Below are 12,674 nucleotides of genomic sequence, written 5' to 3' on the forward strand. Positions count from 1 at the left end.
GCAGGCGGCGGTTGAAGGGACGAACCTGGGGCACGGATAACCTGTGGGTATGAAAAACCTGGACCTGAACCTGCTGCCCCATCTTCAGGTCCTGCTGGAACTGCGAAACATCTCCCGGGCGGCGGAGCGGCTGCAGCTCAGCCAACCGGCCACCAGCGCGGCGATGGCCAGGCTCCGGCGCCATTTCGACGACGAGCTCCTGGTCCGCAACGGCCGCACGTATGACCTCACGCCCTTTGCGCAATCCCTGGTCCCGCTGGTTGATGAAGCCATGCTTCACATCCAGCGGGCCACGCGCGTGCGGTCCGGGTTCGACGCCGCCACCAGCGAACGGGAGTTCGTGATTGCTGCCTCGGACTATGCGGCCGCGCTGATCGTGGGCCCGCTGCGGGGGATCCTCCGGGACGAAGCTTCGGGTGTGTCCGTGGATTTTGTTCCCACTGCCGGTTCGGGGATCCAGGGCCAGATGGCCGACTACTCCAAGATCGACCTGCTGGTGGGGCCCACGGGATACCAGATGCAGGGTGCCAGTAAGCAGCTCTTCCGCGACAGTTTCGTGGCCGTGGCCGACGCCGGCAACCCCCTGCTCCAGCAGCCCCGCCTGACCCTCGAGGACCTGATCGCGGTGCCGCACGCCGTCGGCTATTTCGGCGAGGGCATCAGCACCCCGGCAGACAAGCTGTTCGAGTCCCGGGGCATCCAGCGCCGGGTGGCAGCCGTGGTGGCAGGCTTCCTGTCCCTCCCACTCCTGGTCGAAGGAACTGACCTTGTGGCACTCGTCCCGCGGATGCTGGCCGGACGGACCCAGCGCGGCGCGGACATCGTGGTGCTGGAGTTCTCCGGCGGGACAGAAGCGTCCCTGGTGGAGGCGATGTACTGGCACCCATCCCAGGCTGAGGACCCGGCGAGCGTGTGGCTGCGGTCCGTGGTGCAGCGCTCCTGCGCCCGGCTCCACGAGCTCTTCCCCGTCACCGCCCACCCTGTGACGATCCATGCAGCGGATACCCCCTAAGCGGTACCACAGCCGGAGGGGGCTACCCCGCGTGGCCTTCCTCCCGTGACCGGGAAGTTGCGCGCTCGTAGACTCATGCTGAAGCGAGCCGCGCAGCGACTCATGCAACCCAAGGAGGACTGTTATGAGCAATGTAACTACCAGCCCCGAGGCGGCGGCCGCCGCACAGACCCTGTTCCGGGTGGCGTTGGGGGGAGTGCTCGTCGCTCACGGATCACAGAAACTCTTCGGCTGGTTCGGCGGGGGTGGCGTCGAAGGCACCAGCAAGGGCATGCACGCCATGGGCTTCCGCCCCGCAAAACCCAGCGCCGTCCTTGCGGGCGTGGGTGAAGCAGGAGCCGGCCTGGCCTTGGCCCTGGGCATGGCCACTCCTGCCGCCGGCGCCGCTGCCGCAACCACCATGGGCGTCGCAGCCAGCGTCCATGCCCCGAACGGTTTCTTCGCCCAGGAGGGCGGCCTCGAGTACCCAGCCGTGCTGGGCCTGGCAGCAGCGGCCTTCACTATCGGCGGCTCCGGCCCGTTCTCCCTGGATGCCCTCACCGGCCATGTCCTGGACCGGCCCTGGATGCGGATTACCGCGCTGGCCATGATCCCCACCGCCATCGCGGTTCAGATTTACCGTCGGCAGCAGGCCCTCGCCGCAGACGCTGCGGCTCCGGCCGCCGGCACTGCCGCGGAAGATGCCTGAGCCCGTCGCCCTGACTATCTGGGGGACTATCCGCGCGGCGGATATCACCTAGACCCAAGACGCCGTTCCCCTTCCGGCCCATCCCTGCGAAAGTCGAGGAAACACGCTTTTCGGAAGGATCTCCCATGCCCGCTTCCAGCCCGCGCCTGGCCGGCAAGACGGCCGTCATCACGGGAACGGCCAGCGGCCAGGGCAGGGCTGCCGCGCTCGCCTTCGCTTCGGAAGGGGCCTTCGTGGCGGGCTGCGACATGGACGACGCCGGCGCCGCGGCCACGGTTGCGGCGGTCACCGAGGCCGGGGGCCGGATGAGCAGCAGCCGGGTTGATCTGACGGATGAGGCAGCCGTGGCGGCCTGGGCTGCGGAGGTCACCGCCGAGTATGGCCAGGTCCACATCCTGTACGCCAACGCCGCCGTCACGCGCTTCGCCCCGGTGGAGGAACTCAGCTTCGATGACTGGAAATGGAACATTGAACACGAGATGGACGTGGTGTTCCTGCCGGTCAAGTACTTCTGGCCACAGCTGATCCAGGCTGCCAACAGTGCCATCGTCCTGGTGGGCTCCACGGCGGGGGTGACCGGTTCCATGACCAACGGCCGGCTGGCCCACACCGCCACGAAGGGGGCGGTGGTGGCCATGACCAAACAGCTTGCGGCCGAAGGTGCCCCGCACGGACTGCGGGTTAATGCGGTCAGCCCGGGGATGATCCGTACCGCGGCCACCGAGGGCAACCTCCTCGCACCGGACCACCCCATGCGGACCATCGCCGGCAGCATCCCGCTGGGCCGGATTGGGGCGCCCGAAGAAGTGGCAAAGTGCGCTCTGTTCCTCGCCTCGGACGAGGCCTCATATGTCACCGGCGCCAATCTGATGGTCGATGGCGGCTGGTCGGCTGTGTTGCCGGGCTGACTGTTTGGTTACTGCAGGGCGTCGGAGACCGACTTGGCACCGCCGTGGGAGGCCTGGCCGCCGTCCACCGGGATCTCGGTGCCCGTTACGAAGGAAGAGAGCGGGCTGAGCAGGAAAAGCACGACGGCGGCCACCTCCTCCACGCTTCCGGTTCGTCCCAGCGGGGTTTCGGCCAGGGTGGCCTGCCGGAACTCCGGCTTGGCGCCGGCCGTCATGGGTGTTTCGATGAAGCCCGGATGGACAGTGTTGACCCGGATCCCGTGCGGGCCAAGTTCCATGGCTGTCACCTGGGACAACCCACGCAGCGCCCACTTGCTCGCGGTGTAAGCCACCGGATAATGCGCCGTCACGCCGGCAACAGAGCCGACATTAACAATGGACGCGCCGCTGCCCATCAACGGCGCCAGCGACTGGATTCCCAACAGGCTGCCGGCAACGTTCACCTCGTAGACCTTCTGGAGGTCGGCAACTGACGCCTCCAGCAGCCGGCTTCGCTGGGTAATGCCGGCGTTGTTGACCAGCCCGTCCACCTGCCAGCCTTGGGACCGGATCCATGAAGTGAGTCCGGACCATCCGGAGGCATCGGTGACATCCAGTTGCCGGTACACCAGGGCGCCGGCCGAAGCCGAAGTCTCCGCGCCCAGCCAGTCTGGCATTTCCGCTGCCAGGTCGGTGGCGATCACCCGCGCCCCGGCCTCCGCCAGCAGGCGCGCCTCCGCAGCACCTTGGCCCTGGCCTGCGCCGGTGACCACCACCGTCCGGCCCTCCAGCTGAAGCGAAACCACCTAGATTCCGGAAGGAGCGGCAGCGGCGATCCGGTTGCGCGGGCGGGTCCGGGCCGGAACCCGGGTTATGGCCGCGCGCCGGGTGCCCACGGTGTTCTCGATGGTTCCGATCCCTTCCACCGTCATCTTCACCACGTCTCCGGTTTTCAGCGGCGGGGGAGTCTGCGCGCCGTTGCGTCCCCAGAGTTCGGCCAGGCAGCCGCTGCCGCAGGTGCCGGAGCCCAGCACGTCGCCGGGCCGCACCACCGAGTCCTGCGAGGCATAAGCCACCAGCTCTGCGAACGGCCAGCCCATGTTGGAGAGCAGGTCCTGGCCGATCGCTTCCCCGTTGACTTCAACAGCCATGGAGATCGGCAGGAATCCCTCGGCGTCGTGCCGGTCCTCGAACTCGTCCGCCGTGACGATCCAGGGGCCCAGCGTGTTGGCAAAGTCCTTGCCCTTGCACGGTCCCAGGCTGACCTTCATTTCCCGGCGCTGCAGGTCCCGCGCCGACCAGTCGTTGAGCACGGTGTAGCCGAAGATGTGCCGGTGGGCCTCCTCCGCGCCCAGGTTCCGGCCGTCGCTGCCCGGAACGCGTCCGACGACGGCGGCAACTTCCGTTTCAAAATCCAGGTCCGTGCAGCCCGCCGGAATACCGATCACCTCGCCGGTGCCCGTCACCGTATGCGGGTTGGTGAAGTAGAAGGTGGGCGCCTCGTACCATTCGGGCACCACGCCGGCCACGCCGTCGATGCTCTTCCGCACGCCTTCGACGTGTTCCTCGAACGCCACGAAATCGCGGATGGTGGCGGGCACCAGCGGGGCGAGCAGGCGCACATCCGCCAGCGGAACGGCGGCAGCGGAACGTACTGTTTCCCGGGCAACGCGCAGGGTTTCGTCCAGTCCCGCGTCGAGCAGCGTCTGGACGGACTGCCCTGCCGGCAGGGCGTAGCAGTTTCCGCCGTCCACAAAGCCGGACTCCGTCCCGCCGTCGTGATCCCAACGGGCAATCTTGACCATGTACGTGTTCCTTAAGCGTTGCGTCGGGCGGCCAGGGCGGCCGCCGCGGTGATGCCCAGCGTGCGGGCGGTGCCGCCCAAAACCCGGGTTTCGTCGTCGGGCGACAGGCTGGCAGCCTGGACCTCGTCCACGGGAAGGTCGGAGCCCATGTCGAACGGGTAGTCCGAACCCAGCAGTACCTGCTCCGGACCGGCGGCGGCCACGAGTGCCCGCAGTTCCGCGGGGCTGTGGACGAGCGAGTCGAAGTACAGCTTCTTCAGGTAGGACGACGGCGGCTGGGCGCAGCCGTGTGCCTCGGGCCGGACCTTCCACGCGTGGTCCGAGCGGCCCAGGGTGGTGGGAAGGTAGCCGCCGCCGTGCGCTGCCACAACCTTGAGCTCCGGGTGCCGGTCCAGGACGCCGCTGAAGATCAGGTGGGACAGGGCCACCGCATTCTCGGCAGGCTGGGAGACGGTGTTGGCGAGGTAGAACCTGTCCAGCCGCTCATCCAGCGAGCAGCCGAACGGGTGCAGGAACACCAGGGCCCCCAGCTCCTCCGCCCGGCTCCAGAACGGTTCCAGCCGGGAGTCGGACAGTTCCACGGTGCTGCGCTCCGGGTCCCCGGGGGTGGCGGCGAAGGAACCGATCTCCACGCCCAGCAGACCGCATTCAACCACGGCGTGCTCCAGGGCTTCCACCATCAGGGCGGGGTGCTGAAGCGGGACCAGGCCCAGGCCGTTGAGCCGGTCCGGCGCGCGGTCCACGAACTCCCGCACCGCATGGTTGGCGGACTTGGCCAGTTTCAGGGCCAGTTCCTCACCGGCGAAGTAGTAAAAGTGCGACGGCGACGGGGAGACCAGCTGCACGTCCACGCCCTGGGCGTCCATGTCAGCGAGCCGGCGGTCCAGGTCCGTCAGCTGCGGCCAGCGCTCCTTGATCATCCTGCCCGACGCAGCCATGGACTCCGGGCCGTTGCGCCGCACTTCAAGGGCCTGCTGGGCGGCGAAGCCCTCCGGATCCGCCTCGGCCACGAGCTGTTGCAGGGCCGGAAGCAGGATGTGGGAGTGGACGTCGACGGTGGGCGCTTGAACGGAATCTGTGCTCATGCGGGTTCCTTCAGCATGGTGGACAGCGTGTTCATCAGGCCGGGCACGTTGGCGTCGCGGACGCCGTCGAGCATCCACTGGCCCAGCTGGACGGAAGCGGTAACCACTGCCTTGGCCCGGTCCAGCCGGCGGTCGGTGAACTCCTTGAACAGGGTCTCGGTGACATCGTCGGCCTGGATCAGCAGCTCAGCCAGAACAGCTGCATCCTCCAGTGCCATGGCTGCACCTTGAGCCACCGTGGGCGGGCAGCTGTGGGCGGCGTCGCCGATGATCACGGTGCGGCCACGGTTCCACGGACCGTCCACCAAGTGGGTGGTGAACCACGTGTAGTTGATGCGCGCGCTATGGTCCAGGTTGGCCCGGATATCTTTCCACGGGCCGCCGTAGGCCGCGGCGAGTTCGGTCATGATGCGCGGACCGTCCTCGTGCCTGCGCTCCTGGGCCTTCTCCACGAGGTAGGCGTAGATGGTGTCAGGACCGGTGGGGCAGTAGCCGGCGATGAAGCAGGGGCCGCCGTAGGTCAGGTCGGTGCGGACCACCTCTTCGGGCCGCTCCACAAAGGCGCGCCAGATGCCCATGCCGGTGGGCTGGGGTTCGACGTCGATGCCGATGGCCTTGCGCACGGCTGAGTGCAGCCCGTCGGCGCCAATCAGGAGGTCGTATGTGGCGGAGACGCCGTCGGCGGTGCTGACGGTGACGCTGCCGCCGTCGTCCGTTACTTTGGTGACCGTCTTGCCGTAGCTGATCCTTGCACCGGCCTGCTCGGCCCGTTCGCGGAGGATGGCGGTGAGGTCCGGCCGGTACATGCCCATGGTGGCGGGAAGGTCCTCGCCACCGGTGCGGATGTCCTCGAGGACCGCGATGACGGTGCCGGCGGGGTCCGGAGCGCGCAGGCCCAGGGTGCTGAACCCGTAGCCCTTCGCCTCCACCTGGTCCCAGACGCCCAGCTGCCGGAGAACCCTCAGGGCATTGCCTTGCAAGGTGATTCCGGACCCGAGGGTCTGGGGGGCGTCGGCCTTCTCGAGGATTTCCACCTGGATTCCGGCATCGGCCAGGAGGATGGCTGCGGCCAGCCCAGCGGCTCCTGCCCCAACGATTCCCACGTTCTGTACTGCTGCCATCGCTGACTCCTTTGTATTTGACGGCGTTACTGCTGATGGTTGTTGTACTGAAAGCTACCGGACTGTAATTACCGGACGGCGATCGGGTTGACGGGCGATCCCACAGCGCCCGTGATGGGCAGCGGCGCGGCGGTGAGCAGGAAGTCGTACCTGCCGTCCGCCGCGCACGCCTCGGCCAGTCCGTCCGGGTCCCACATCTCGCCCAGGAACAGGCCAAGGTTGGGGATGGCGATCTGGTGCAGGGGCTGGAAGGCGCCTTCGAATTCGTTGGGACGGACCTCGAAACCCCAGGTGTCGGTGGCGACTCCGGCGATTTCACTGCGGTGCAGCCAGGGTGCGGTGCTGAAGGACAGCCCCGGGGCTGACCCGCCGGCGTAGTCGCCCCAGCCGTCGCGGCGGACCCGCGTGTATTGTCCGGTGCGGATCACCACGATGTCGCCCCGGCCCACTGTTGCGCTGGGGCCCTGGAGTTCTATGGTCCGCTGGAGGTGTTCCGGGGTGACGGCGAATCCGTCCGGCAGCTCGCCGTCGTTCCTTCCCAGATCGGGGCCCAGCGCCCGGCCGACGTCGAGCAGCACGCCCCGGGTGACGATCTTGGCGGCGGCCGTCTCGATGCCCGTGACCAAGTCTCCCTCGGAGGTCACCACGTCACCTGCGGCGCGGCCGTTCCACGCTTTGCCTTGATCGAAGATGTGGCCCAGGCCGTCCCACTGGGTGGAGCACTGCAGGGGCATGGCGATTACGTCGTCCGCGCCGCCGAAGCCGTGTGGGAAGCCCTGGTTGCCGCGTTCGGCGTCCACCCCGGTGTCCGTCATGGTGTGCACCGGGTTGGTGCGGCGGCGCCAGCCCTTCTGCGGTCCATTTGTATCGAATGGCTGGGACAGCGAGAACGCCTCACCGGTCTTCACCAGGGCCGCTGCCTCGATCCGCTTGGCGGCGTCGATGAAGTTCAGGGTGCCCAGGACGTCGTCCCGGCCCCAGCGGCCCCAGTTGTTGTGTGCTTCGGCCATGGCCCGGATGCTGCCGAGCGGATCCTCACGCCGGATGACCGGGGAATCAGTTGATTCCCCGGTGCCGGTGGTCAATGCCGTGTCCTGGGTGGTCACTGGACTTCGTCCTTGCAGTGGATGAGCTGGGTGCCAAGGCCCGTGATGGTGCCCTCCATGACGTCCCCGTCCTGGAGCAACCGGCCCCAGTGCTGGCCGTTGCCCGCGGGGCTGCCGGTAAGCACCAGGTCGCCGGGGCGCAGCGGCATGATTTGGGACGCTTCGCTCACCAGCTTGGCCACGCCAAAGATCATGTCCGAGGTGGATTCGTCCTGCATGGCCTTGCCGTTGAGCTTCAGGGTCACCTGGACGTCCTGCGGGTCGCCGACGAACTTGGCGGGCACCAACAGCGGCCCGGTGGGCAGGAAGCCCGGGGCGTTCTTGGCGCGGTACCAGTCCGATCCAATGGCGGGCATGTCTTTGCGGAAGACGTACTCGCGGGTGGTGATGTCGTTGACCATGGTGTAACCGAACACGTACTCGAGGGCCTCCTCGGGGGTCACCCGGAACGCTGTCTTTCCGATCACTGCCGCCAGTTCCAGTTCCCAGTCGTGTGACGTGGAGTAGGACGGCAGGGTGAGGTCGTCCGTGGCGGAAGCGATCGCCGTCGGGAGTCCGATGAAGAAGTACGGCGTGCCCTGGCCTGCGCGCTTGTCCATCATGGCGGCCGTCTTGGCTCGCACTTCTTCCTCGTCCTCACCGGGTTCGCGGTGGGCTGCGGCGAGGTCGATGACGTGCTTGCGGTAGTTCGCGCCGGTCTGCAGGACCTGGGCAGGCTCCACCGGGGCAAGGATTTCGACGGCGGCACGCGCCAGGCCGGTGTCCTTATCTGCGGAGGTGGCCAGGCTGTCCAAATGGGGTTCGGTGGTTTCCCAGTGTTCGATCAGGGAGTTGACGTCCCCGTCCAGCGGCAGGACTCGGTCTCCGACCAGCAGGCCGGCGCGGGCTTTGCTGTCGCCGGGCTCCTGGAAGCGGATCAGGGCATATGTCGCTTCAGGCATATCTTTCTAGCCCCGTCCCTGCTTGGCGTACGGGTTCAGGAGGGCTTCCTTCATCTCGGGGGATGCACCTTCCTCAGTGGCGGTGAAGCCTTCGGCCGGCGGGAAGGATTCGGTCATGGAGTGCGGCATGGCGCCGTTCTTGTAGAAGTTGTTGGAACCGAGTGAGGGCTTCCAGGTGTTGGCTTCCCAGTCCGGGACGTAGTTGCGGTAGCCGCCGGAGTTGAGCTCGACGCGCAGCCCGGACGGGTCGCGGAAGTAGAGGAAGTTTTGCTCGCCCACGCCGTGGATGGAGGGGCCGTATTCCATAGGGGTCCCGTTTTCCATCATGACGTCAGCGGTACGGAGCAGGTCTTCGGTGGCATCTACCCAGAAGGCGATGTGGTTGACGCGGCCGGGGCGGCTGGAGGTGTCAAGGACAACGCCTAGGTCGTGCGACTTTTCGTTGGTGGTCAGCACGGAGAACACGGTGATGGGCGCTTCGTCCAGGTCCACGAACGCCATGACGCGGAAACCGAGGGCCTCGTTGTACCACTTGGCGAAGCCGCGGACATCCGAGGAGGCAACGGTGACGTGGTCCAGGAAGCGGGGGGCAGCGGCGTGGCTGCTGCGGCGTTCCGGGCGGTCCGGGTAGGTGGACTCGAAGCCGGGCTCGGCCACGAACTTTTCCACGTCGTAGAACAGGCGCATGTGGTGGCCGTAAGGACCGGTGAATTCGTAGGCCTTGCCGTAGCCATGGCCGCCGGCGGTCCAGATGCCCTGCACGCCGGTGGCTTCGATGCGCTGGGCGGCTGCTTCAAGGGCTGCCTGTGAGTTGGTGCGCCAAGCCATCCGGCCCAGGGAAGCTTCCGGGCCTTCCGTGATAACGAGGCTGTAGCGGTAGTAGTCGCCCCAGCAGCGGAGGTAGACGTTGCCGTCCACGCGGTCGATGATGCGCATGCCGAACTTTTCCTCGTAGAACCGTGCCGAAGCTTCGACGTCCGGGGCGGTGATCTCGAGGTGGGCAAGATGGGAGAGCGGAGTTTCCACGTTGAAGTCCTTCTGGTTACTGGCTGCTGTTGGTTTGGTGCAGGTCCTGTAACCACTGTGAGGCACTTCATATATTCGGGGAAGACGACCTTTTCGATATCAACTATTTGTCACACCGATAGCGGCGGACTTCCGAAGTCAGGCGTCAGATCGATTGCTCCGTAAATGCCGTTCTGAGGGTTCAAAAGGACATCTACGGAGCAATCGATGGGGGTGCTACTACTCCTTACAGCTGTGGCACGCAGGGGCCGGTCCCCAGCAGGGCGAGCCCGGCGCGGTCACCCGCCGCGAAGTCTGTAACGCCCATGTTTTCGGCGTACATGAGTTGCGTCGGATCCTTAACATGGTCGAGGCCCAGGACGTGTCCCAGCTCGTGCATGATGACCGCGCGCACCTCTGCCGCACCCTGCGGCCGGCTGGCAAGGATATCGGCAAGATCAGGTGCGTCAAGGCGCACCTGGCCCGCGGCGAGGACCAGCGGCAGCAACGGCTGCCCGGCGGCCTGTGCGTAGCCGCTTCCGCCGAGTCCGGCAACGTCTCCCGCAAGGGCGTGACTTTCGTCAGGCGTCGACCAGGCGATCAGCACGGGCGCCCACCGCTTCCCATAGCGGTCAGGCTGGAATGCCTGTCGATCATCGCTGGGAGCCTCTGCAGTGGTTCCGTCATACACAAACTGCAGGCCGGATGCCTGGGAAGCTGCTGCTACTGCTTCCCGGATCAGGGTGTCTCCCCCCGCCAGGGCGTTGTCCGGCCGGACAACGTAATGGACCGGGCGGCACGGATCGTAAGCGACCAGGGGCTGGCCTGCTTTGGGTGACTCCTGCAGTACATAGGCAGTGGAGCCTGTGCTTGCCGGCGGGGTGCCCAGGGGCGAGGAAGCCGCCTCATACCCCGGTGGCGGGACTTTCGCTCCAGGGAGATAGGGAGCCGCAAGGGGAAGAATCACGCGGTCGAAAAGCGTCGGTGTGAAGTACAGGCACACAACGACGGCGATCCCGACTGTGGTTCTGAACCGTACCGACCGCCCGGCCGGACGCGGCTTCCTGTACCACCGGTGTGTCTTCTTCCGTTGCGTTGCGGTGGGCTCGGAACTCCGCCACGGTGCAGGCGTCGCGGCCTTGCCGAACGCCTCGTCGATGGCCCACTGGGGGATCCGCCCGCTGGGGGAACGCCGGACAGCAGGCGGTGCGAATTCACCGGAATTTTCTGGCCGCGTATTGCTGTTCTTCCCAAAGCCGGTCACCGGCATCCCCCTAAGCCCTGCCGCCCGCCGCCGGGCAACCCCATTAGCGTAGCGGCGGGCTGCCAGCCCTGGCACTGCAAAAGCGCAGGATTTCCGCAGGAATCGATTGCTCCGTAAATGCCGTTCTGAGCGTTCAAAAGGACATTTACGGAGCAATCGATGGGGGTGTCACTACTCCTTGCCCAGTCCCGCCGCGGACGTCTTCTCACCCGAGACGCTGTTGAGTGCCCGCAGGTCAAAGATCCCGTTGATGTCCGCCTGCTTTGTGGTGCCGGCAGTCACGCCGTCGGCCAGGAGCTTCTGGTAGGTCCCGGCCAGGGGGTCCACCGTGAAGACAATGTTCTTGAGGGACCGGTCAATGACGTCGGCCTTTAGTTCGGCACCGGCCGCTTCCTTGAGCGCGGCGTTGATGGCCGTGGCCTTTTCGCCGGCTGGTGCGGCGTTCAGCCACTCAACCGACTTCACGTGGCCCTTCAGCAGGGCTTTGACAGTGTCAGGGTGGTCGGAGGCGAACTTCTGGTTCACGATCAGGATGGTGGTAGGAAACTCTCCCGGCTTACCGGACAACGAGCCGTCCCACAGGTCCTTTTCATCCACCAGAACCTTCGCTCCAGCTGTCAGCACCAGGCGCGACGCCCACGGCTCAGGCAACCACGCGCCGTCGAGCTTTCCGTCCTGGAACAGCTTCAGGGTCTGGGCGTTCTCCGTGGGGTTGATGGCGACGTCCCCGCTGCCGTCCACGTTGGTCTTGTAGCCCTGTGAGGTGAGCCAGGCCCGGAGCGCGACGTCCTGCGTACCGCCGAGCTGCGGCGATGCGAGTGTCTTGCCCCTGAGGTCGGCGGGGGAGTTTATCTCCGGCTTCACCACCAGCTGCGCGCCGCCGGCCGCGGCGCCGGCGATGATCTTCACTGATGCGCCCTGGCTCTTGACGAAGGAGTTGATGGCCGGGTTGGGGCCGATGTAGGTGGCGTCAATGGCGCCTGCGTTCAGTGCTTCGATGGCTGCGGGGCCGGCGTTGAACACCTGGGTGCTGAGCTTGGTACTGCCCAGTTCATCGGCGATCAAACCCTTGCTGACCCCCACCAGGGCCGGCGCGTGGGTGACGTTGCCGAAGTAGCCGAGCTTCAGCTCTGCGGCGGGGTGGCCGGCCGGGGCCACATCGGCTGCCGGTGCTTGAGTGCTGTTGTTGACGGCGGAGGCGACGGCGGCGCCCCCGCCGATGAGGGCGAGGGCCGCTGCCGCGACGCCGATCTTCAGGCCGAGGGGCCGTTTGGGTTTGGCTGATTGTCCGGCGACGATGCGGGTTGAGGCCTGCTGGTTTTGCGGACTGATGTCCTGCGGGTTTGCCATGGGGAATTCCTTTGCTGGGGCGGATGCTGAGACGAGGTTACGGAGCGCCCAGCGGACCCACAATCATTCATGTCGCAGTGGTTCACGCAGCGACGCGAAGCCTCAACGTGGCGTCGCAGGGCGTCAAAAACCGTCGCGAAACGTCGTTATCCGGATCATGGCAGTTGCCCGCCTTGATTTGCCCGCCGTACTTGTGGGTACGTGCAGGTCATGGGGACTTTGGAAAACTAACAAGGAGACATCATGTTGCTTTGGATCGCTATTGTTATCGCCGTTCTCTGGCTTCTCGGCCTTCTGACGAACATCGGTGGTGGGCTTATCCACATACTTTTGGTTGTTGCCGTGGTTGTCCTCATCTTCCATTTCATCCAGGGCAGGTCGCGGGTATAGATGCGAAGGGGCGTCCCGCC

General features: G+C 66.3%; 13 protein-coding genes. 4 read left to right on the forward strand and 9 right to left on the reverse strand.

The features are described 5' to 3' along the window. The first annotated feature begins 49 nt into the window (after positions 1-49). The 3 genes from FBY36_RS09815 (at position 50) to FBY36_RS09825 (ending at position 2,608) form a co-directional block, all read left to right on the forward strand. Positions 50-1,012 (forward strand): LysR family transcriptional regulator, encoded by a 963-nt coding sequence (locus tag FBY36_RS09815; RefSeq protein ID WP_142118951.1) that lies wholly within the window; start codon positions 50-52, stop codon positions 1,010-1,012. A 124-nt stretch (positions 1,013-1,136) separates the two neighbouring features. Beyond that, complete coding sequence (locus FBY36_RS09820; protein WP_142118953.1) at positions 1,137-1,700, forward strand: DoxX family protein; 564 nt, start codon at positions 1,137-1,139, stop codon at positions 1,698-1,700. 125 nt (positions 1,701-1,825) lie between these two features. Continuing rightward, positions 1,826-2,608, forward strand: coding sequence for an SDR family NAD(P)-dependent oxidoreductase (locus FBY36_RS09825; RefSeq protein ID WP_142118955.1), 783 nt, complete (start codon positions 1,826-1,828; stop codon positions 2,606-2,608). Positions 2,609-2,616: 8 nt separating this feature from the next. Here FBY36_RS09825 and FBY36_RS09830 read toward each other — a convergent pair whose 3' ends face one another. The 9 genes from FBY36_RS09830 to FBY36_RS09870 form a co-directional block, all read right to left on the reverse strand. Next, a complete protein-coding gene (locus tag FBY36_RS09830; protein WP_142118957.1) occupies positions 2,617-3,393 on the reverse strand; it encodes an SDR family NAD(P)-dependent oxidoreductase in 777 nt (258 codons plus the stop codon). Beyond that, complete coding sequence (locus FBY36_RS09835; protein WP_142118959.1) at positions 3,394-4,392, reverse strand: fumarylacetoacetate hydrolase family protein; 999 nt, start codon at positions 4,390-4,392, stop codon at positions 3,394-3,396. A gap of 11 nt (positions 4,393-4,403) precedes the next feature. Continuing rightward, positions 4,404-5,477, reverse strand: a complete 1,074-nt coding sequence (locus FBY36_RS09840) for an amidohydrolase family protein (RefSeq protein ID WP_142118961.1) — start codon at positions 5,475-5,477, stop codon at positions 4,404-4,406. Beyond that, positions 5,474-6,598: an FAD-dependent monooxygenase gene (locus FBY36_RS09845; protein ID WP_142118963.1), complete on the reverse strand. Its 1,125-nt coding sequence runs from the start codon at positions 6,596-6,598 to the stop codon at positions 5,474-5,476. Before FBY36_RS09845 ends, FBY36_RS09840 begins: the two co-directional genes overlap by 4 nt. A gap of 68 nt (positions 6,599-6,666) precedes the next feature. Continuing rightward, a complete protein-coding gene (locus tag FBY36_RS09850; RefSeq protein WP_142118965.1) occupies positions 6,667-7,704 on the reverse strand; it encodes a cyclase family protein in 1,038 nt (345 codons plus the stop codon). Then, positions 7,701-8,645 (reverse strand): fumarylacetoacetate hydrolase family protein, encoded by a 945-nt coding sequence (locus FBY36_RS09855; protein ID WP_142118967.1) that lies wholly within the window; start codon positions 8,643-8,645, stop codon positions 7,701-7,703. Before FBY36_RS09855 ends, FBY36_RS09850 begins: the two co-directional genes overlap by 4 nt. Before the next feature lie 6 nt (positions 8,646-8,651). Beyond that, a complete protein-coding gene (locus tag FBY36_RS09860) occupies positions 8,652-9,671 on the reverse strand; it encodes a VOC family protein (protein WP_142118969.1) in 1,020 nt (339 codons plus the stop codon). A 226-nt stretch (positions 9,672-9,897) separates the two neighbouring features. After that, the gene (locus FBY36_RS09865) at positions 9,898-10,617 is read right to left on the reverse strand and encodes a matrixin family metalloprotease (RefSeq protein WP_235008790.1); all 720 of its coding nucleotides are present in this window, start codon (positions 10,615-10,617) and stop codon (positions 9,898-9,900) included. A gap of 468 nt (positions 10,618-11,085) precedes the next feature. Next, positions 11,086-12,264: an ABC transporter substrate-binding protein gene (locus FBY36_RS09870; RefSeq protein ID WP_142118973.1), complete on the reverse strand. Its 1,179-nt coding sequence runs from the start codon at positions 12,262-12,264 to the stop codon at positions 11,086-11,088. A gap of 243 nt (positions 12,265-12,507) precedes the next feature. On the opposite strand from FBY36_RS09870, the gene FBY36_RS09875 reads away from it, so the two are divergent. Continuing rightward, complete coding sequence (locus tag FBY36_RS09875) at positions 12,508-12,654, forward strand: lmo0937 family membrane protein (RefSeq protein WP_142118975.1); 147 nt, start codon at positions 12,508-12,510, stop codon at positions 12,652-12,654. The last annotated feature ends 20 nt before the right edge of the window (positions 12,655-12,674 follow it).

It is taken from the genome of Arthrobacter sp. SLBN-122 (assembly GCF_006715165.1).
Taxonomy (GTDB): Bacteria; Actinomycetota; Actinomycetes; order Actinomycetales; family Micrococcaceae; genus Arthrobacter.

Excerpts from the sequence above, each read along its gene's own strand:
- FBY36_RS09815 (WP_142118951.1), top strand. The coding sequence starts at position 50 with ATGAAAAACCTGGACCTGAACCTGCTGCCCCATCTTCAGGTCCTGCTG.
- FBY36_RS09820 (WP_142118953.1), top strand. The coding sequence starts at position 1,137 with ATGAGCAATGTAACTACCAGCCCCGAGGCGGCGGCCGCCGCACAGACC.
- FBY36_RS09825 (WP_142118955.1), top strand. The coding sequence starts at position 1,826 with ATGCCCGCTTCCAGCCCGCGCCTGGCCGGCAAGACGGCCGTCATCACG.
- FBY36_RS09835 (WP_142118959.1), bottom strand. The coding sequence starts at position 4,392 with ATGGTCAAGATTGCCCGTTGGGATCACGACGGCGGGACGGAGTCCGGC.
- FBY36_RS09840 (WP_142118961.1), bottom strand. The coding sequence starts at position 5,477 with ATGAGCACAGATTCCGTTCAAGCGCCCACCGTCGACGTCCACTCCCAC.
- FBY36_RS09845 (WP_142118963.1), bottom strand. The coding sequence starts at position 6,598 with ATGGCAGCAGTACAGAACGTGGGAATCGTTGGGGCAGGAGCCGCTGGG.
- FBY36_RS09855 (WP_142118967.1), bottom strand. The coding sequence starts at position 8,645 with ATGCCTGAAGCGACATATGCCCTGATCCGCTTCCAGGAGCCCGGCGAC.
- FBY36_RS09870 (WP_142118973.1), bottom strand. The coding sequence starts at position 12,264 with ATGGCAAACCCGCAGGACATCAGTCCGCAAAACCAGCAGGCCTCAACC.
- FBY36_RS09875 (WP_142118975.1), top strand. The coding sequence starts at position 12,508 with ATGTTGCTTTGGATCGCTATTGTTATCGCCGTTCTCTGGCTTCTCGGC.